Raw genomic sequence first — 19,372 nt, forward strand, 5'->3', positions numbered from 1 at the left:
CGGAACCGCTATCGATGATACGTTTTTGCCCCAATTGCCAGACTGAACGCCCACTGGCCGAAATTTTCTGTGAAGGCCAGGTAGACAACCGGGCCTGCGGCTGGGAACTTTCCGCCGAAGCGATTCATCCCGAAGGCTGGCGCCCACAACCGGTCATCACCCTCGAAGCGCTTGAGCCGCAGCCACCGGTCGCGGCGGACAGCGGCTCCCCCCTGCTCTGCGGCAACGGTCATGCCATGGCGGACGGCGACTTGATGTGCCTGGTCTGCGGCGCCGACCCGCTCGCCCCGGAGCAACAGCCACCCGCAGCGCCCCCAGCCGCCGACAGTGAAACCGTGATCGAAGGCTGGCGCCTGCTGCGCCAGATCAGCAGCGGCGGCGTGCGCGAGCGCTTTATCGCCGAGCACCGGGAAACCGCGCACCAGGCGGTGCTGACCCTGTACCAGGCCGGCGCCGAACCCGACCCGTCGGTGTACGAAGCCCTCAAGCGCCTGCCCCGGGAACACGTGCCGGAAATCATCCTCACCGGCCGCTGGGACGAGCGCGCCTTCGAAGTGGCCGAGGAACTCACCGGCGGCACCCTGGCCGACCTGGGGATCGTGGTCAGCGACAGGGCCGCGGTGCAGCACATCGTCCGTGAACTGGGCCAGGCCCTGCATGCCTTCAGCGAAGCCGGCCTGCGCCACCGCGACCTGCGCCCGGCCACCTTGCTGGTGCGCAGCCGCGAGCCCCTGGACCTGGTGATCAGCGGCTTCGGTTCGGCGCGGCTGTCGGAGTTCGACCTGGACATCGTCTCGCCCCTGGAAACCAGCCGCTACATGGCCCCCGAAGCCATTGCCGGGGGCGTAGCCGCAGCCTCCGACTGGTGGAGCCTGGGGATGATCCTGCTGGAACAACTGACCCAGGGAGAATGCTTCGCCGGCATCAATGCCAACGCCTACCTGATCCACATTCTGGCCAATGGCGTACTGCTGCCGGACGACCTCGACCCGCGCCTGGAACTGCTGCTGCGCGGCCTGCTGGCCCGGGACCGCCACCAGCGCTGGCAATGGCCCCAGGTGCAGGCCTGGCTCCAGGGCGAAAGCCCCAGCGTCCCGGCCTCGGTCGCCAGTGAAGAGGACGCCGAGGAAGGCGCCAGCATCGCCCTGGGCAGCCGGCGCTTTCGCCGGCCAGGGCCGTTCGCCCTGGCTGCCGCCGAAGTCGAACACTGGCCCCAGGCCCTGGATCATCTGCTGCGCGGGGTGATCGTCACCTGGGCCGAACAGGCCGGTTTGCCCGCACGGCAGCTGGCGGGCCTGCGCCAGGTGGCCCAGCACGAAGGGCTGGACGATGACACCCGGCTGATGCTCGCCTTGAAACTGCTGAACCCGGAAATGCCCCTGATCCAGCGCGGCGAGATCGTCACCCCCGGCTGGTTGCTGGAGCATCCCCTGGACGGTTACCGCTTGATCAGCGGCCCGACCCCGGACCTGCTGGAACGCCTGGAGACCGAGCACTGGCTGTCGCGGCTCAAGCTGCGGGCCGAACAGGTACGCCAGCGCGCCCAGCACCAGGCCATCGAACTGGACGAGGAGCAACTGCGCATCTACCTGCTCTCCAGCTCCCGCGCCCGTCTGGCCGCACAGTGGGAAGAACGCCAGCGCCTGCTGCCGGACAGCGAGCACAACGGCATCCTGTCCCTGGCGGACCGCCGCTCCATCAGCGAAGAAGACCTGATCGTGCTGCTCAGCGCCGCCATCGGGCAGTTCCGCTCGGTGGACGCAATCCTCGAAGAAGCCGCCACCCTGGCCCGCGAAGCCGTGGTCCTGAGCTTCGATGCGGCCAGTGCGCGTGCCCTGCTGGGGCTGCCGCGCCCGGCCTTGTACCGTGAAGTCGACGAGCGCATCAGCGGCTTTGCCCGTTGTGGCGTGCCGAGCGTCGATGAATGGGCCGAGCAGTTCCGCCTGGAACGCCGCATGCCCCTGGCCAGGGCCCTGGTGCTGCTGGCCATCGGCGCAGAGCAGTGGCTGGAGCCGCAAAAGCAGCACTACGTGTCGCAGATCCTCGACTTCTTCGAGAAGAAGGTCGCCAGCGTGGTGCTGCGCGGCCCGCTGGTGCGCATGAGCATCGGCAAGACCACCGCCCGGGTCGACCTCAACGAATTGCACAGTGAGCGCAGCCCGGCCCCGGCGCTGCTGGATCACCTGGTGGCGCGCAACGCCCAGCCCATCAGCCTCGACCCGGCGTGCTTCGCCGAAAACCCGCAGCTGGATGCACGGCTCAACAGCCTGTACCGCCAGAGTTCGCTGTACAAGCGCGACACCGGGATCGATGGCCTGTACCTGGGCTTCCCTTTCCTCCTGACCCGGGACGCGCGTGGCACCACTCGCACTCGCATCGCGCCGTTGCTGCTGTGGCCGGTCAAGCTGCTGCTGGAAGTCGGCAGCCGCGGCAAGGTGGCCCTGGTCTTCGACAGCGAGCGTGAAGAGGTGCGCTTCAACCCGGGGCTCGACACCTTGCTGGGCATCGATGCCGCCAAGCTCTGGCGCAAGGCCGCCGACGAACTGCTGGGGCGCTCGGCGCTCAAGGCCGCCGACGTGATGGACGCCTTCGGCATGCTGGCCACGGCCAGCTCCCGAGTGCTCGGCAGCCTGCCGCCGCCGAGCACCGAAGTGCAGCCCTACCAGGATCAACTGGCCTGTGCCGCCGTGCTGTTCCATGTGGCCTTCATGGGCCAGGCCATTGGCGAGGACCTGCGCCAGCTCAAGGCCCTGCCTCCCGGCGGCACCGGCCTGGAAACCGCCCTGCGCCTGAGTCCGACGGAACCAGACAGCAGCGAAAGCCAGGCCACCCCGCTCCCGCCTGAACTGCAGCGCTTCTTTACCGTGGCCAGCGACCCTTCCCAGGAAGCCGCGGTGCTCCAGGCCCGCCACGCCCCTGGGTTGCTGGTGGAAGGCCCGCCCGGCACCGGCAAGAGCCAGACCATCGTCAACATGGTGGCCGATGCCATCGGTCGCCAGCGCAGCCTGCTGATCGTCTGCCAGAAACACGCCGCCCTGGAAGTGGTGCACAAGCGCCTGGTGGCCGAAGGCCTGGGCAACCGGGTGGTGATGCTCAACGACATCAACCGTGACCGCGAACCGGTGATCCGCAGTGTCCGCGAACAGCTTGAGGCCCTGTTCAAGGACGATGCCGTCCAGCAACCCTGGCTGCACCAGCGTGAACGCCTGGCGGCACGCATCGAAGCCCTGGAGGGCGAACTGGATCGCTTCCACCAGAGCCTGCACCGCATCGATGAACACTGTGGCTTGAGCTACCGCCAGTTGATCGGCGAGCTGATCGGCCTGGAACAGGGGCCAGCGGCCCTGGATGTCCCGGTATTGCGCCAGCACCTGGCGGCCCTGGACATCGCCAGCCTGACCCGCCTGGAAGAGGCCTGCGCGCCGCTGATCCGCCTGTGGCTGCCGGCCCGCTATGAACACAGCGCCCTGGCCCAGCTCCAGCCCTTCCCCACCGACGCCGCCACGGTGCAAGCGTTCAACCAGGGCTTCGAGCGCCTGCTGAGCTGCGAGGAACAGCGCCTGGAAACCCTGCAGGCGCACCCGGCCGACTTCGAAGTCGACGACCCGGCGCCCTACCGCGCCTGGCTCGACCAGCACCTGCACAGCCTGCTGGGCCTGGACGATGAGCGTCGCCAACGGCTGGCACGCTGGCTCCCGCTGTTTCGTGGCAGCAACGGCCAGGCCGCAGAAGGCGACGGGCTGATCCAGGCCCTGCAGGCACTGGCTCAACAACTGGAACAGTGCGACGCCACCGCTTACCAGGCCGACCTGGCGCCGGGCCTCAGCGCCCTGCCCGCGGCCCAACTGCGCACCCTGCAGCAACGCGCCCGCGCCGTTATCCAGGGTCGCTCCTGGCTGGCGCGGCTCAACCCGCTGCGCCTGATCCGCCAGCGCCAGTTGCTGGCCTTCCTCGCCGAACAGGGCGCCGCGGCCCAGCCGCAGCGCCTGCCGGAATTGCTGGCGGCGGCCCTGCTGGAAAGCCAGTGGCGACCCTTGCGCGCGCAGTTGCAACACCTGCATCAGCAACTGAGCCTTGCACAAATCGCCAGCGATTGCGGCCCGGGCCTGCTGCCGCAGGTACGCCAGGACCTCGGGCAACTGCAAGAAATGCGCGCCCTGGCCATGACCCTGGCGCAAGCCCCCCGGGTGGAGCAGTTGGATGCGGTGGTACTGACCGGCGAGCGGCGCTCTCTGGACAGCCTGCTGGCCGGCTACGACGCCGCGTTTATCCGCCACAGCGTGCGCCAGGACAGCCTGAATGCCCTGCAGCGCCTGGATCAATGGCTGCAACCCGAGCTGCTGGGCCAACTGCGCCAGCGCGTGGAGCACAACCAGGGCAATCAGTCGGCCCTCAACCGCCTGCGCGACGCCTTGCCGACCCTGAGCGCCTACCAGGCTTTCCGGGCCCGGGCCGGCCAGCTGTCGCCGGCGGACCTGGAGTTGCTGGTAGTCCTGCGCGATTACCAGGACGCGCTCGACGCCATTCCCGCCGAGCAACTGGAAGCCGTGGTGCGGCGCATGCTCAACCGCGAAGCACGGCTGGGCTGGAAGCGCCAGATCGAACAACGCCAACCCGAGCTGATGCTCGAGCACAGCGAAACCGCGGCGAAGATCGCCAGCCTGGGCGAAGCCGACACCCAGATGCGCAGCCTCAACCGCCAACTGCTCAGTGAAGGCATCGAGCTGTCGCGCCTGGGCACCCGCAAACAGTGGGAGGACGTCACCCGCCTCACCGGACGGCGTTCGCGCAGGCTGCGCGAGTTCATGGAAATGGGCGCCGGCCTGGGGCTGATGAGCCTGCGACCGGTGTGGCTGATGAACCCGGACGTAGCCAGCCGGGTGCTGCCGCTCAAGCCCGGGCTGTTCGATACGGTGATCTACGACGAAGCCTCGCAGATGCCGGTGGAGTTCGCCCTGCCGACCCTGTACCGGGGCCGGGTCACAGTGGTCAGCGGCGACGAGAAGCAGATGCCGCCCACCGCCTTCTTCTCCAGCCGGGTGGAAAGCGACGAAGCCGAACTGTTCGATGGCGACCAGCCGGACGCCGATGCCGACGAGGAACAACGGGAGGCCTTCGAAGATACCTGGAACCGCCGCGAAATCAAGGACTGCCCGGACCTGCTGCAACTGGCTCGCAGCTCTCTACCCGCCACCACCCTGCAGATCCACTACCGCTCGGCCTACCGCGAGCTGATCGGTTTCTCCAACGCCTCGTTCTACGGCAACCGCCTGAGCATCCCGGTACGCCATCCCCAGGCCAATATCCTCGCCATCAAGCCGCTGGAGCTGATCCGCGTGGACGGCGTCTATCAGCAGCAGGTCAACCCCGACGAGGCCGAACGGGTGGTCGACTACCTGGCCGAGCTCTGGCAGGCGCCCTATGCCGAACGCCCCTCGGTGGGGGTGGTGACCTTCAACCGCAAGCAGGCCGACCTGATCGAAGAGCGCCTGGAGCTGCGCGCCGAGCAGGACCCGGCGTTTCGTGCGGCCTACAGCCAGGAGCGCGAACGCAGCGAGGACGGCGAGGACATGTCGGTGTTCGTCAAGAACGTCGAAAACGTCCAGGGCGATGAACGCGACATCATCGTGTTCTCCTCGACCTTCGGGCGTAACAGCCAGGGCAGTTTCCGGCGCAACTTCGGGGTCCTGGGACAGACCGGCGGTGAACGCCGGCTCAATGTGGCGGTGACCCGGGCCCGGCGCAAAGTGGTGATGATCACCTCGATGCCGATTGCCGATATCTCCGACATGCTCACCACCCAGCGCCCACCCGCCAGCCCGCGAGACTACCTGCAAGGCTACCTGGAGTACGCCCGTGCCCTGTCGGCCGGTGAGTTCGCCAGCGGCCACAACCTGCTGGGGCGCCTGGTCACCGAGCGCCAGGATGCAAAGGTCCAGCACAACGCCCACAGCGACGGTTTCACCCAGGCGGTAGCGGCATTCATCCGCACCCTGGGCTGGAGCCCGGTCAGCGCCAACGAGGGGGATGCCTTTGGCCTGGACTTTGCCATCGAGCATCCCGATACCGGGCTCTATGCCCTGGGCATCGAATGCGACACCCCGCGCCATGGGCTGCTGACCCGCGCCCGCTCCCGGGAAATCTGGCGGCCATCGGTACTGCGCCGGGCCATTCCCCATCTGCATCGGGTCTCGTCGCAGGCCTGGTACCACGACCCGCAAAGCGAACGCGCTCGCCTGCAGGCCGCCATCGAGCAGGCCTTGCAGCCGCTGGCCGGCAGCGCATCACAGACGCAACCCCAAGCCCTGGCTGACACGGAGCAAACCCCATGAGCGGCCCGAAAGTGGTGCGTATCGTCACCCGCGAAGAAATCCTGGAAATCTGCGCCGGCCACCTGCGGCGCCTGGAACAGGCGATTGCCCGCTGGGAAGAACAGGCCCAGCGCCTGGGGCAACTGACCGAACAGGAGCGGGCCGCCACCCACGAGCGGTTCAAACAGTTGCGCCAATTGATCGAGGCCGATCGCCTGCAGGACCTGCAACAGCAGGTGCCGATCGAGATCGAGTTCCTCAAGGACGATCTGCAACAACGGGAAAACCGCGCGGTGCAGCAAGCCACGCAACAGCGCCAACTGGCCCGCCGCCAGCGGGAAAACGCCGCCACCCTGTTGGGCGCCCTGCAAGGCAAGCCGCTCGCAGCCCAATTGCTGGAGCCGTTGCGAGCGATTGCCGAGGGGCAGCCGATGCCGGCTGTGGAGTCGATCCTGGCCCAGGGTTTCGCCAGCCTGGGGGCGGCAGTCGAAGAACAGGGCCTGAGCGAGGCCCAGCAGCAACTGGCCCGGCGCCTGCAAGGCGAAACCCCAACCCAGACCCTGGCGCAGTGGCGCGCCGCCCATGAGCAAGCGGAACCCAGACTGGAACGCATCGAGCAGCACATTGCCCAGTTGCTGACCCTTGATGATCAGGCCAGCGCCGAACCCTACCTGGCCAAGTTGCGCCAGATAGATGCAGAAACCCGCGTGCAGCAGCGCAACCTGCTGCTGGACAGCCTGGTGCTGGAGCTGGCCCAGGCCACCCGCGACAGCCAGGAGCGCCGCGCGCGCCTGGCGCGCCTTGAGGAACTGGCCAGCGAAGTGGCGACCTTGTGCCCCGCAACCGCCGAGAACGAGCTGGCCCAGGCCGGCCAATGCAGCCTGGCCCATATGGCGCCAGTGGACGGGCTGATTGCCCGTTTCAGTGCGCTGATCGAAGCCGAGCTGCAACAACGCGCCGCCCTGGCCCGCCGCCAGGCGGTACTCGAAGGGCTGGCCAGCCTGGGCTACGAAGTTCGCGAGGGCATGGCCACCGCTTGGGCCCAGGACGGCAGGGTGGTGCTGCGCAAGGGCGCCACTCCGGGGTATGGCGTGGAGGTGGGCGGCAATGCCGACAACGGCCGGTTGCAGGTACGCGCGGTAGCCCTCAGCGCCCAGCGCGATACCCAGCGCGACAAAGACATCGAGACCATCTGGTGCGGCGAGTTCCAGCGGCTGCAAGCCCTGCTGGCGGCCCGTGGCGACGACCTGAGCATCGAGAAAGCCCTGGCCGTAGGGGCGGTGCCGCTCAGGGAGGTGCTGCTGGACGACACCCAGCAGCAATACCGGGAGCAGGCGCAACAGCGCACCTGACCCGCCTCGCCCTGTGGGAGCCTGCTTGCCGGCGAAGGCGATCTCGCGGGCCTCTTCGCTGGCAAGCCAGCTCCTACAATCCGCCTCCCCGTAGGAGCCGGCTTGCCGGCGAAGGCGATCTCGCGGGCCCGTTCGCTGGCAAGCCAGCTCCTACAAGGGGGCAGATGCTCAGAAGCCGGGGGCGATCTGGCCTTTGTAGCGGGTCAGGATGAACTGGCGCACGGCATCGGAGTTCAGCGCCTTGGCCAGTTTCTGGATCCGCGGGTCGTTGATGTTGTCCGGGCGCGCCACCAGAAATTCGATGTACAGGTCCTTGCCCTTCTCCACGATCAAGGCGCTGTTGGTATCGATCCCGGCTTCCAGGGCGTAGTTGGCGAAGACAAACGCCAAGTCCACCTGGCTTACCGAGCGGGCCAGCAAGGCGCCTTCCAGTTCACGGATCTTCAGGTGCTTGGGGTTCTCGACAATGTCGCGCTGGGTGGCCAGGGTGTTGCTCGGGTCCTTGAGCTTGATCAGCCCCGCTTCATCCAGCAGCACCAGGGCCCGGCCGGTGTTCACCGGGTCGTTGGGAATCGAAACGCTGGCCCCGTCCTTGAGCTCGGCGATGCTCTTGATCCTGGTGGAATAGGCGCCGAACGGTTCGATGTGCACCCCCACCACGGGCACCAGGTCGGTGTGCCGGGTCTTGTTGAAGTCATCGAGGAACGGCCGGTACTGGTAGTAGTTGGCGTCGAGGTTCTTCAGCGCCAGCTGCTGGTTGGGCTGGATGAAGTCGGTGAACACCTTGATCTGCAGGTCCACGCCTTCCTTGGCCAGTTGCGGTTTGACGAATTCGAGGATCTCGGCGTGGGGCACCGGGGTCGCGCCCACCAGCAGCTTTTCGTTGGCGTTGACGCTCAGGGACAGTACGGCGGCCAATACGGCCAGGGTCTTCTTCATGGGTTGCTCCTAAGGCAGAGGCAGGCAGCCGTCGTGGGGCGCACGTGGGGCCGTGTTTCGGGTTGGGTTCGAAGAAATCGCTTCAACGGCGGCTGTAGTGCGCCACCAGGCGGTCACCGGTCATCTGCAGGGCCTGCACCAGCACCAGCAGCAGGACCACGGTGACCACCATCACATCGGTCTGGAAACGCTGGTAGCCGTAGCGGATGGCCAGGTCGCCCAGGCCGCCGCCACCGATCACCCCGGCCATGGCGGTGTAGTCCACCAGCACGATGGCGGTCACCGTGACCGCCGCCAGCAGACCGCCCCGGGCTTCGGGCAGCAAGGTGTGGCGAATGATCTGCCAGGTGCTGCCGCCCATGGCCTGGGTCGCTTCCACCACCCCGCGGTCCACTTCCCGCAGGGCGGTTTCCACCAGCCGGGCAAAGAACGGCGTGCAGCCCACCACCAGCGGCGGGATAGTGCCCGGCACGCCAAGCGAGGTGCCCACCAGCAAGGTGGTCAGGGGAATCAGCACGATCAGCAAGATGATGAAGGGCAAGGAGCGCAGCATGTTGACCAGCACCGACAGCACCCGATACAGGCCCACCGCTTCATGCAACTGGCGCTTGCCGGTGAGAAACAGCAGCACGCCCAGGGGCAGCCCCAGCAGCACGGTAAAACCCAGGGCCGCGCCGAGCATGCTCAGGGTATCGACGCAGGCCTGGGCGATATCGGCCCAGTAAATGTTCTTGAACAGTTCGGCCATGGTTCAGGACCAGTCATGGCGCGGTGGCTTGATGTCGTTGAGCAGCCAGTTGCCCACCACGTGGTATTTCCAGCGCACCGGGTCGTGCAGGGTATGCACCCGGGCGTTGCGCCAGTGGCGGTCGAAGTTGTGGCGCTTGAGGGTGGAACGGGTGCCCCCCAGTTCGAACAGTTTGTTGCTGGCCTCGATGGCGATTTCGGTGGTCAGCACCTTGGCCTTGGCCACCGCCAGGGAGGCCCGCGCCACATTGTCTTCATCGGGTGCCGGGCGGGCCGCGTCCAGGGCCAGGCCGGCCCGTTCCAGCAGGGCCTCGGCGGCTTCCAGGCGAATGTCCAGGGCCCCCACCTGGATGATGGTCAGCGGGTCTTCACTGGCCTTCTCCACCCCTGCATCGATCCACGGCCGGGCATGCTCACGCACGAAGGCGATGGTGTCGCGCAGCGCCGCCCGGGCAATCCCGGCGTCGATGGCGGCCGTGGTCAGCTGGGCGAAGGGCCCGGCCAGGGTCGGGCTTTCGTAGGAACGGTAGGTGGGAAACAGGTTGAAGGCCGGCACCTTGAGGTCCTGGGCCAGTACGGTGCCACTGGACGTGGTGCGCTGGCCGATGCTGTCCCAGTCGTCGATCACCGCCAGCCCCTCGCTGCCCCGGGGCACGAAGGCCAGCTGGCCCCTGCCCTGCTCGTCCAGGGCCAGCACTGCCAGCCAATGGGCATACAGCGAACCGGTGCAGTAGCCCTTGCGGCCATTGATCACATAACCGTCACCCGAGCGGCGGATAGTGGCCTGGATGTCCTGGACGTTCTTGCCGCCGGTTTCCGACAACGCATTGGCAAAGCGATGGCCTTGCAGGGCCAGGGCGAAAAAGTGCGCCTGTTGCTCCGGCGTGCCCTGCAGGCGGATGTCTTCCAGCAGGCAGTAGTGGTTCTGCGGGATCTGCCCCAGGGACGGGTCGGCAGCGGAAATGATCGCGATGACCTCGGCCAGCACCGCATAGGACACCTGGGCGCCGCCGAATTCGCGAGGCACACTGATGCCCCACAAGCCACTGTTGGAGTACAGGTCGACCACCTGCGCCGGTACTTCCCGGGTACGGTCGCGCTCGGCGTCCTGCTCCAGCAGGATCGCGGCCACTTGCCGGGCCACGGCCAGGGCTTCGGCGCCATCGCGGATCACATGGGCAGCGGGAGTGTGCAGGGGATAAACGGCAGATTCAGGCAATGCAGGCATACGGCGCTCTCGGGCGAATGAAGGTGACTGCCGCTCATTGCAGCTTCTGTGCCTAAAGCCTGCCCCAATGAATTCAAGGACTTGGGTGGGTATTTCGCCCCTGCATCAGGCCCTCTGCCGGGCAGATTGCTGGAACGCTGTTGATGGGCCAACAGTAGGCCAGTGTTGCCTGGACGACACCTCGTCGGCCCGTGCCAGGCAGGCAAGGGCCCGGGTATAGAGTGAAGCCTGCTCCACGCGGCGTCAGCGTCGCCCCCAACAACAAGATCAAGGAGAAACCCTGATGAGCGTCAATCCCATTCCCGAAGGTTTCAGCGGCGTCACCCCCTACCTGGGCATCCAGCGCGCCGCCGAGGCCATCGAGTTCTACAAGAAGGCCTTCGACGCGGTGCAGATCATGCGCCTGGACATGCCCGACGGCAGGGTCGGCCATGCCGAACTGCGCATCGGCGGTTCGGCCATCATGCTCGGCAGCCCTTGCGAACAAACCCCGATGGGCAGCCCAGAAGCCCACAAGACGTCGGTCGGGCTGCACCTGTATGTGGAAGATGTCGACAGCCGCTTTGCCCAGGCGATCGCCGCGGGCGGCACCGAAGTGTCGGCGGTCAAGGACCAGTTCTACGGAGATCGCAGCGGCAGCCTGCGCGACCCTTTCGGGCATGTGTGGTTCCTCGCCAGCCGCAAGGAGGAACTGAGCGCCGAGGAAATCGGCCGGCGGGCCCGGGAAATGTTCCAGCAACAGGCTGGCTGAGCCTGCCCCTGTAGGAGCCGGCTTGCCGGCGAAGGCGTCTCGCGGACCCGTTCGCGGGCAAGCCTGCTCCTACGGGGCCTTGGGCATTGGCCAAACCAGTCAAGCAGCGGCTTTCACGAGGGTTTCGCAGCTTCGTAACATTTACTTTCATATCGCCTTTCGGGATTTACGATTCTCATTCGTCTTAATTAGATGCAGCAGGCCGCGTTGGCCCAGGCTATGCCCGGCGCTTTTTGTCCCGGGCCCGGTCCCGGGTTCCAGTGCCGCTCCATTCCTCGAATCAAGACGCCCATTCAATGTCGAAGAAGTCCCGTTCAAAAATCTGGTTTCTGGTGCACAGCTGGCTGGCCCTGCCCATCTGGTTCTTTGTGCTGATTGTCTGCGTCACCGGCACCCTGGCGGTGGTCAGCCAGGAGATCGTGTGGCTGGCCAACCCCGACGTGCGCGCCAGCAAGCCCAGCGATGATGCACAACCGCTGAATTACGACCAGATCGTCCAGGCCATCAAGCGCGCCGAACCCCAGACCCGGGTGGACACCATCGTCACCCCGGATGAAAGCCACTTCGCCCTGAGTGTCAGTGTCAGCTACCCGGACGGCCGCTCGCCGACGCTCTACGTCAACCCCTACACCGGGGTGATCCAGGGCACCAGCCCGCAGTTCGATTTCCAGGGCTTCACCCGCGCCCTGCACGGCTGGTGGCTGGTGCCCTTCACCAACGGCTACAGCTGGGGCTGGTACCTGGTGTCCTTGCTGGGCCTGCCCATGCTGGTGTCGCTGATCACCGGGCTGGTGGTCTACAAGAAGTTCTGGAAAGGCTTTCTCAAGCCGACCCTGCGCCTGCGCCATGGCGCACGGATCTTCTGGGGTGATTTCCATCGCCTGAGCGGTATCTGGTCGATCTGGTTCATCGCGGTGATCTCCATCACCGGCACCTGGTTCATGATCGAAGCGATTCTTTCGGACAACCACATCAGTATCTCCAGCGAACCCGTGGTCCCGGTGATCGCCCGCGAGCAAGTGCCGACCACGGGCGATGGCAGCCCGGCGCCGATGATCGGCCTGGACCAGGCCATCGGCATTGCCACACAGAAAATCCCCGGCTTCGACATCAGCTTCGTCAGCCTGCCGAGCAACGCCTACAGCCACCTGTATGTCGGCGGCCGCGGCTGGTATCCGCTGATGTACCAGACGGCCAACATCAACCCCTATACCGGCTCCCTGGACACCTCGCACCTGCTGGCGGACCGCAACACCCTGGAGTTCGTCACCGAATCCATGCGCCCGTTGCACACCGGTGATTTCGGCGGCCTCTGGATCAAGCTGATCTGGTTCTTCTTCGGCCTGGTGCTGAGCATGATGGTCCTCAGCGGCCTGCTGATCTGGACCAAGCGCACCGCCCTGGCCACCGCCAACGCCCTCAAGCGCGAAGAAAAGGCCGCCCGTGCGCGCCCCGCCAGCAAACCCGCCCAGGCACCCGCCCCGGCCATGAGCGCCGAAACCTCGGAGAGCACCCTGTGAGCCAGACCAGCACCGCCGCCGCGCCTTCGAACCTGAGCCGGCTCTGGCACAAGTGGCGCTTTCACCTGAACATCCTGCTGTTGCTGATTCCCCTGGGCTTCATGCCCAAATACTTCGCCGACGTTGCCCTGTTTCGCGGCGAAAGCGGCCTGGGTGAACGGGAGATCGGCGAAATCCAGGTCGGCCCCTGGAGCCTGCGCCTGGCGGAAATGCGCAACGAAGCGCCACGCAGCGATGGCCCCGCCGGTTACCTGAAAAGCTTCAACGCCGCCCTGTGCCAGGCCTGCATCGAGCCGGTCAAGGCCACCTACCTGCGCATCGGCAAGCCCCGCAGCCTGCGGGCCGCCGGGGTGATTTTCTTCGGCAGCCCGTACCGCATGGGCGCCAGCCTGCCCATCCCGGAAAAGACCAAGGCCGATTCCGAGCTGTGGATCACCATGGAAGGCTGGGACGGCAGCATGCACCAGGCATCCATTCCCCTGAGCCAGGCGTCACCCGCCACCGTGGCCTGGCTCGAAAAACAAGGAGGCAAACGATGAGTTGCGCAGTAATCCCACGGCGCCTTGGCGCCCTGGCCCTGTTGTTGCTGGGCGGCGCCTTCAGCCACAGCGCCCTGGCCCACAACCCGATGTGCGAGTGCAAGGCCATAGACGCCGAGCAGATCCGCTGCACCGGTGGTTTTTCCGATGGCAGCGGCGCACCGGGGGTGACCCTGGACGTGATCGGCTACGACGAAACCATCCTGGTGCCGGGCAAGCTGGGGGCCGACTCGACCCTGACCTTCAAGAAACCTTCCAGCGAGTTCTACGTACTCTTCGATGCGGGCCCCGGCCACGTGGTCGAGATCGACCAAGCGGATATCGAGGCCCCATGACTCCTGCCACCACCCAGGTCGTGCGCCCCGCCGGCGCCGGCCATGAAACCCTCTATGTGCTGTTGCTGTGTGCACTGATTCTGAGTGTGGCTGCCACCGTGGTGCTGTGGCGCGGCGAAGAAACCGCGACCGACAGTGTCGCCAGCCACCAGCTGGACGCGCGCCGCGACCTCAGCGCCGGCGAGCAGGGCATCTATGCCGACCTGCGGGTGACCCTCGACGAAATCCACCTGCTGCGCGCCGAAAGCCAGGACCTGCCGACCCCCGAGGAACTGGCCGGCGAAGGCTTCGCACCCTTCGCCCAGGACGCCAGCTCGGTGAGCCGCGGTGGCCATATCTGGACAGTGCAGAACCAGGCCTACCTGGGCCTGAGCCAGAACCCGCAAGTGGCCGGCTCCTTTCTGATGCGCATCGACGCCGAAGATGACACCCAGGTGGATATCTGGCTCAACCGCGCCCCTTCCGCCGCCCTGCCCGCTGACCTGGGCGACGAACCACTGGCCGCCGCCGGCTGGCAACAGGTGGTGGCGCAATTCGATGCCGGAGTGACCCGCCAGCATCGCCACTGATCATTCGCATTCACCCGAGAGAAGACCGCTTGCCCATGCCTATTTCATCTCAACGCCGCCCATTTCTACAGGTGCTGCTGGTCAGTCTGCTGGCCCTGATGCTCAGCCCCCTGGCCAGCGCCGACCCGGCCAAGCGCCTGCGCATCGGCATCACCCTGCACCCCTACTACAGCTACGTGGCCAATATCGTCGGTGACAAGGCCGAGGTGGTGCCGCTGATTCCCGCCGGCTTCAACCCCCACGCCTACGAACCCCGGGCCGAGGACATCAAGCGCATCGGCACCCTGGACGTGATAGTGCTCAACGGCGTGGGCCACGATGACTTCGCCGACCGCATGATCGCCGCCAGCGAGCGCCCGGACATCCCGGTGATCGAAGCCAACGAAAACGTGCCGCTGCTGGCCGCCACCGGGGTGGCCGCGCGAGGCGCCGGCAAAGTGGTCAACCCGCACACCTTCCTCTCCATCAGCGCCTCCATCGCCCAGGTCAACAACATCGCCCGGGAGCTGGGCAAGATGGACCCGGCCAACGCCAAGACCTACACCCAGAACGCCCGCGCCTACGGCAAGCGCCTGCGGCAGATGCGCGCCGACGCCCTGGCCAAGCTGACCCAGGCGCCCAATGCCGACCTGCGGGTGGCCACGGTGCATGCTGCCTACGACTACCTGCTGCGCGAGTTCGGCCTGCAAGTCACCGCGGTGGTGGAGCCGGCCCACGGCATCGAACCCAGCCCCAGCCAGTTGAAGAAGACCATCGACCAACTGCGCGAGCTGGACGTCAAGGTGATCTTCTCGGAGATGGACTTCCCCTCCACCTACGTCGACACCATCCAGCGTGAATCCGGGGTCAAGCTCTACCCGCTGTCACACATTTCCTACGGCGACTACAGCGCCGACAAGTACGAGAAGGAAATGAAGGGCAACCTCGACACCGTGGTCCGGGCCATCCAGGAGGCCGGGGCATGACCGCCATCGAGACCCTGCTGCGGGGCCCGGCCATCGAGTTCGACCAGGTCAGCCTGACCCTGGGCCGCACCACCATCCTCGATCGCGTCGCCTTCCAGGTGCAGCCCGGCAGCGTGCACGCCCTGGTGGGCCCCAACGGCGGCGGCAAGAGTTCGCTGATCAAGACCCTGCTGGGGCAGATGCCGCACCAGGGCCAGTTGCGCCTGCAGTGGCCGGATGCCCCCGGCACCATCGGCTACGTGCCCCAGGCCCTGGAGTTCGACCGCGGCCTGCCCATGACCGTGGACGACTTCATGGCCGCCATGTGCCAGCGCCGCCCGGCCTTTCTCGGCCTCAGCCGGCACTACGCCCAGGCCATTGGCGAGGCCCTGGAACGAGTCGGCATGCAGGACAAGCGCAAGCGGCGCATGGGCGCCCTGTCCGGCGGTGAACGCCAGCGGGTACTGCTGGCCCAGGGCCTGATCCCGGCACCGCAACTGCTGGTACTGGATGAGCCGATGTCGGCCCTGGACGAGGCCGGCATCCAGGTCTTCGAACGACTGCTCCACGACTGGCGCCAGAGCGGCATCACCCTGTTGTGGATCGAGCACGACCTGGAGGCCGTGGGCCGCCTGGCGGACCGGGTCACCGGCCTCAACCGTCGGGTGCTGTTCGACGGCCCGGCGCAGCAGACCCTGACCCCGGAGCGCCTGCTCAGCCTGTTCTCCACCCATCCACGAGCCGCCGGGAGCGCCGCCTGATGACCTATGAAGCTTTTCGCCTGATGGTCCAGGGCTGGGCTTCGGCCGGCTACCTGCCCGAAGCCCTGGCCTACGGGTTCGTGGTCAACGCCCTGCTGGCCGGGCTGCTGATCGGCCCGGTGCTGGGCGGCCTGGGTACCCTGGTGGTGGTCAAGCGCTTCGCCTTCTTCTCCGAAGCCGTGGGCCACGCGGCGCTGACCGGGGTGGCCATCGGCATCCTCCTGGGCGAGCCCTACACCGGCCCCTATGGCAGCCTGTTCGGCTACTGCCTGCTGTTCGGCATCTTGCTCAACTACCTGCGCAACCGCACCGGCCTGGCCCCGGATACCCTGATCGGCGTGTTCCTCTCGGTGTCCCTGGCCCTGGGCGCCAGCCTGCTGCTGATCCTCGCCGGCAAGATCAACGTGCACATCCTGGAAAACGTGCTGTTCGGCTCGGTGCTCACGGTCAACGGCAGCGACCTCCTGGTGCTGCTGATCGTCGGCGCCCTGGTGCTGGGCCTGAGCCTGCCGTTGTACAACCGCATCATGCTGGCCAGCTTCAACCCGCAGCTGGCGGCGGTACGCGGCGTAGCGGTGAAGGCCCTGGACTACCTGTTCGTGATCCTGGTGACCCTGATCACCGTGGCCGCGGTCAAAGTCATCGGCGCCATCCTGGTAGGCGCCCTGCTGGTGATTCCGGCCGCCGCGGCACGCCTGCTGAGCCAGTCGCTCAAGGGCTTCTTCTGGATCTCGGTGAGCATCGCCACCGTCAGCACCCTGTGCGGCATCCTGCTACCCATCGTCTTCGACCTGCCGGTGCCCTCCGGCGCCGCGATCATCCTGGTGGCCGGTGTCGCCTTCGCCCTGGCCGCCATCGCTCGCGGCACTGTCCCCAGCCTGAAAGGGAATATCGGATAAATGCACAGTTCATTGCCTCACCTGTCACTGCGTCGCCTGACCCTGGCCCTGGCCCTCGGCGGCCTGATCAGTACTCCGGCCCTGGCCGAGCGCGACCACTTCGAACCGATGCGCGTGGTCGCCAACCACGGCATGGGCAACACCGCGCTGCACAGCGCCACCTCAAGCAAATCACCGACGGTGCTGGCTTCCCTGCCGGTAACTTTCGGCCTGGGGCAGATCCTGCTGCAGGGTACCGACATCAAGCTGGAACGGGCCGCCCCGGCCAACCTGCCGGGCTCGCGGCAGACGGCCTATTTCACCGGGCGTGGCGCTCCGGCCCTGGCCAAGCTGGCACTCAATGCCGACGCAGTGATCGGCCTGCGCTCGATCTGGCCGGACGACCCGCTGTACCCCAACGCCCGGCGCAGCAACATCCGCATCGTCGAGATCGACGCTGCACGCCCGGTGGACGGCGCCCTGCCCGGGGTGGCCCTGCAACCGGGCAAGAGCGACGGGCTCAACGCCCAGCCCTGGCTGTCCAGCAACAACCTGGGGCGCATGGCCGACGTGCTGGCGGCGGACCTCGCGCGGCTGGCGCCCGAAGCCAAACCGCAGATCGAAAGCAACCTGGCGGGCCTCAAACAGCGCCTGCTGAAACTCAGCGCCGACAGCGAAGCGCGCCTGGCCGAGGCCGACAACCTCAGCGTGCTGAGCCTCTCCGAGCACTTCGGGTACCTGGTCAGTGGCCTGAACCTGGAACTGCTGGAAGTGGACGCCCGGGCCGACAACGAATGGACCCCCGAGGCCCTGAAAAAGCTGCAAGCCCGGCTCAAGGACAACGATGTGGCCCTGGTCCTGCACCACCGCCAGCCGTCCGATGCACTGAAAGCCGCCATCAGCGCCGGCGGCAGCCAGCTACTGGTGCTGGAAACCGACAGCGCCGACCCGCTCGCCGAACTGGAAGGCAACCTGCAGAAAGTCACCCAGGCCCTGAGCCTGTAGCCGCTGCCGCAGGCTGCGAACGGCTGTGCAGGAGACGCTGCTCTTCAGATCGCTGAAGGTCCTGCGGACCTTGGCGCAGCTTCGCCATGGCTCAGCAGCGGCTACAGTCGGGGTCAGGGGGCCGGGGCCGCTTACATATTCCCTCAAGATCGCGCGCATTTTCCGGTGCTAGTCTGCGCTTCGCCAAAAGCCCAGAGAAGAAGCCCGCGCCATGAGCGACTACGTAAAACTCAACAAGACCAACTGGGACGAACGCGCGCCCCTGCATGCCGCCTCGGCGGACTACGCGGTGCAGCGTTTTGTCGACGAAGCCGGCTATCTGTCCGACGTGGTGCAGTTCGACCGGCCCTTGCTGGGGGATATCCGAGGCCTGCGCGGGGTGCATCTGCAATGCCATATCGGCACCGACACCCTGTCCCTGGCCCGCCTCGGCGCGCAGATGAGCGGCGTGGATTTTTCCCCGGCGTCCCTGGCGGAAGCCCGGAGCCTGGCCCGACGCTGCAATACGCCTATCGACTACCACGAGTCCGACGTGTTCCTGGCCGCCGAGGTACTGCCCCAAGGCAACTTCGATCTGGTCTACACCGGCATCGGCGCCCTGTGCTGGCTGCCGAGCATCGAGCGCTGGGCGCAGACCGTCGGCGCCCTGCTCAAGCCCGGTGGCCGGCTGTTCATCCGCGAAGGCCACCCGATGCTCTGGGCCATCAACGAAGATCACGACGACTCATTGCGGGTGGAACTGCCCTACTTCGAAACCCGCGAGCCTCTGGTCTGGGACGACGAAAACACCTACGTGGAAACCGACAGCCCCCTCAAGGCCACCATGACCCACGAATGGAACCACGGCCTGGGAGAGATCATCAGCGCCTTGCTGGCCCAGGGCCTGGACATCACGGGACTGGTGGAGCACCAGAGCATCCCCTGGGAAGCCCTGCCCGGGCAGATGGTGGTGGATGAACGCGGCGAATGGCGACTCAAGGAAGCGCCATGGCGCCTGCCACTGAGCTACACCTTGCAGGCCGTCAAGCGCGGGGGCTGATCGCCCGGCATGAAAAACCGCCAAGCTCAAGAAGGCAGCGCCTCTGTAGCCGCTGCCGCAGGCTGCGAACGGCTCCGCAGGAGGCGCTGCTCTTGAGATCGCTGAAGGTCCTGCGGCCCTTTCGCAGCCTCGCAGGCTCGGCAGCGGCTACAGGTCAGCCAGCGACGGCCTGCTGGTCCATCTTCTGGCGCAGGCTCAGGGGGCGCATGTCGGTCCAGACTTCTTCGATGTAGGCCAGGCAGTCCTTCTTGAAACCGCTCTTGCCCACAGTGCGCCAGCCCTGGGGCACGGCCTTGTAGTCGGGCCAGATCGAGTATTGCTCTTCATGGTTGACCACCACCTGGAACAGGATGTCCTCACGGTCGAATACTGAAGTCATTGCTTGTCTCCATCACTGATAAGGTTCGCCGCGCTCAACGCACGGCGGTTGTGTAGAAGGAACGAAACGGCGGGG

At 66.5% G+C, this 19,372-nt stretch carries 16 protein-coding genes; 12 read left to right on the top strand and 4 right to left on the bottom strand.

The annotated features are described in order from the left end of the window. Positions 1-14: 14 nt before the first annotated feature. Both AC1RMG_RS12355 and AC1RMG_RS12360 read left to right on the top strand, forming a co-directional pair. Entirely contained in the window at positions 15-6,332 is a 6,318-nt protein-coding gene (locus tag AC1RMG_RS12355) for an AAA domain-containing protein (protein ID WP_493169331.1), read from the top strand. Further along, on the top strand, positions 6,329-7,663 hold the full coding sequence (locus AC1RMG_RS12360) for a coiled-coil domain-containing protein (RefSeq protein ID WP_493169332.1): 1,335 nt from the start codon (positions 6,329-6,331) through the stop codon (positions 7,661-7,663). The genes AC1RMG_RS12355 and AC1RMG_RS12360 overlap by 4 nt, the downstream gene beginning before the upstream one ends. Positions 7,664-7,831: 168 nt before the next feature. Here the strand turns inward: AC1RMG_RS12360 and AC1RMG_RS12365 are convergent, their stop codons facing one another. From AC1RMG_RS12365 to AC1RMG_RS12375, 3 genes are all read right to left on the bottom strand, one after another. Beyond that, positions 7,832-8,602 carry a MetQ/NlpA family ABC transporter substrate-binding protein gene (locus AC1RMG_RS12365; RefSeq protein WP_011062440.1) on the bottom strand — a complete coding sequence of 257 codons (771 nt, stop codon included), beginning with the start codon at positions 8,600-8,602 and terminating at the stop codon, positions 7,832-7,834. A gap of 82 nt (positions 8,603-8,684) precedes the next feature. Continuing rightward, entirely contained in the window at positions 8,685-9,350 is a 666-nt protein-coding gene (locus tag AC1RMG_RS12370; protein ID WP_011062441.1) for a methionine ABC transporter permease, read from the bottom strand. Between the two features lie 3 nt (positions 9,351-9,353). Beyond that, entirely contained in the window at positions 9,354-10,577 is a 1,224-nt protein-coding gene (locus tag AC1RMG_RS12375; protein ID WP_015636476.1) for an SfnB family sulfur acquisition oxidoreductase, read from the bottom strand. A gap of 283 nt (positions 10,578-10,860) precedes the next feature. Between AC1RMG_RS12375 and AC1RMG_RS12380 the strand changes: the two genes are divergently transcribed. The 10 genes from AC1RMG_RS12380 (at position 10,861) to AC1RMG_RS12425 (ending at position 18,918) form a co-directional block, all read left to right on the top strand. Continuing rightward, on the top strand, positions 10,861-11,328 hold the full coding sequence (locus AC1RMG_RS12380; protein ID WP_011062443.1) for a VOC family protein: 468 nt from the start codon (positions 10,861-10,863) through the stop codon (positions 11,326-11,328). 296 nt (positions 11,329-11,624) lie between these two features. After that, on the top strand, positions 11,625-12,848 hold the full coding sequence (locus tag AC1RMG_RS12385) for a PepSY-associated TM helix domain-containing protein (RefSeq protein ID WP_053159635.1): 1,224 nt from the start codon (positions 11,625-11,627) through the stop codon (positions 12,846-12,848). Beyond that, entirely contained in the window at positions 12,845-13,387 is a 543-nt protein-coding gene (locus tag AC1RMG_RS12390) for a PA2404 family protein (RefSeq protein ID WP_011062445.1), read from the top strand. The genes AC1RMG_RS12385 and AC1RMG_RS12390 overlap by 4 nt, the downstream gene beginning before the upstream one ends. Then, on the top strand, positions 13,384-13,722 hold the full coding sequence (locus AC1RMG_RS12395; protein WP_210458288.1) for a hypothetical protein: 339 nt from the start codon (positions 13,384-13,386) through the stop codon (positions 13,720-13,722). The genes AC1RMG_RS12390 and AC1RMG_RS12395 overlap by 4 nt, the downstream gene beginning before the upstream one ends. Next, on the top strand, positions 13,719-14,291 hold the full coding sequence (locus tag AC1RMG_RS12400) for a DUF6162 family protein (RefSeq protein WP_370057827.1): 573 nt from the start codon (positions 13,719-13,721) through the stop codon (positions 14,289-14,291). The genes AC1RMG_RS12395 and AC1RMG_RS12400 overlap by 4 nt, the downstream gene beginning before the upstream one ends. Positions 14,292-14,326: 35 nt before the next feature. Beyond that, positions 14,327-15,256 carry a metal ABC transporter substrate-binding protein gene (locus AC1RMG_RS12405; protein ID WP_011062448.1) on the top strand — a complete coding sequence of 310 codons (930 nt, stop codon included), beginning with the start codon at positions 14,327-14,329 and terminating at the stop codon, positions 15,254-15,256. Next, positions 15,253-15,996, top strand: coding sequence for a metal ABC transporter ATP-binding protein (locus tag AC1RMG_RS12410; protein ID WP_015636481.1), 744 nt, complete (start codon positions 15,253-15,255; stop codon positions 15,994-15,996). The genes AC1RMG_RS12405 and AC1RMG_RS12410 overlap by 4 nt, the downstream gene beginning before the upstream one ends. After that, positions 15,996-16,895 carry a metal ABC transporter permease gene (locus AC1RMG_RS12415; RefSeq protein ID WP_047288112.1) on the top strand — a complete coding sequence of 300 codons (900 nt, stop codon included), beginning with the start codon at positions 15,996-15,998 and terminating at the stop codon, positions 16,893-16,895. Before AC1RMG_RS12410 ends, AC1RMG_RS12415 begins: the two co-directional genes overlap by 1 nt. Then, positions 16,896-17,879, top strand: coding sequence for a metal ABC transporter solute-binding protein, Zn/Mn family (locus AC1RMG_RS12420; protein ID WP_011062451.1), 984 nt, complete (start codon positions 16,896-16,898; stop codon positions 17,877-17,879). 211 nt (positions 17,880-18,090) lie between these two features. Continuing rightward, positions 18,091-18,918 (top strand): class I SAM-dependent methyltransferase, encoded by an 828-nt coding sequence (locus tag AC1RMG_RS12425; protein WP_493169335.1) that lies wholly within the window; start codon positions 18,091-18,093, stop codon positions 18,916-18,918. Positions 18,919-19,072: 154 nt separating this feature from the next. Here the strand turns inward: AC1RMG_RS12425 and AC1RMG_RS12430 are convergent, their stop codons facing one another. After that, on the bottom strand, positions 19,073-19,297 hold the full coding sequence (locus AC1RMG_RS12430) for an MbtH family protein (protein WP_011062453.1): 225 nt from the start codon (positions 19,295-19,297) through the stop codon (positions 19,073-19,075). Between the last annotated feature and the right edge of the window lie 75 nt (positions 19,298-19,372).

The sequence above is a fragment of the Pseudomonas sp. GW822-FHT04H02 genome (assembly GCF_058800645.1).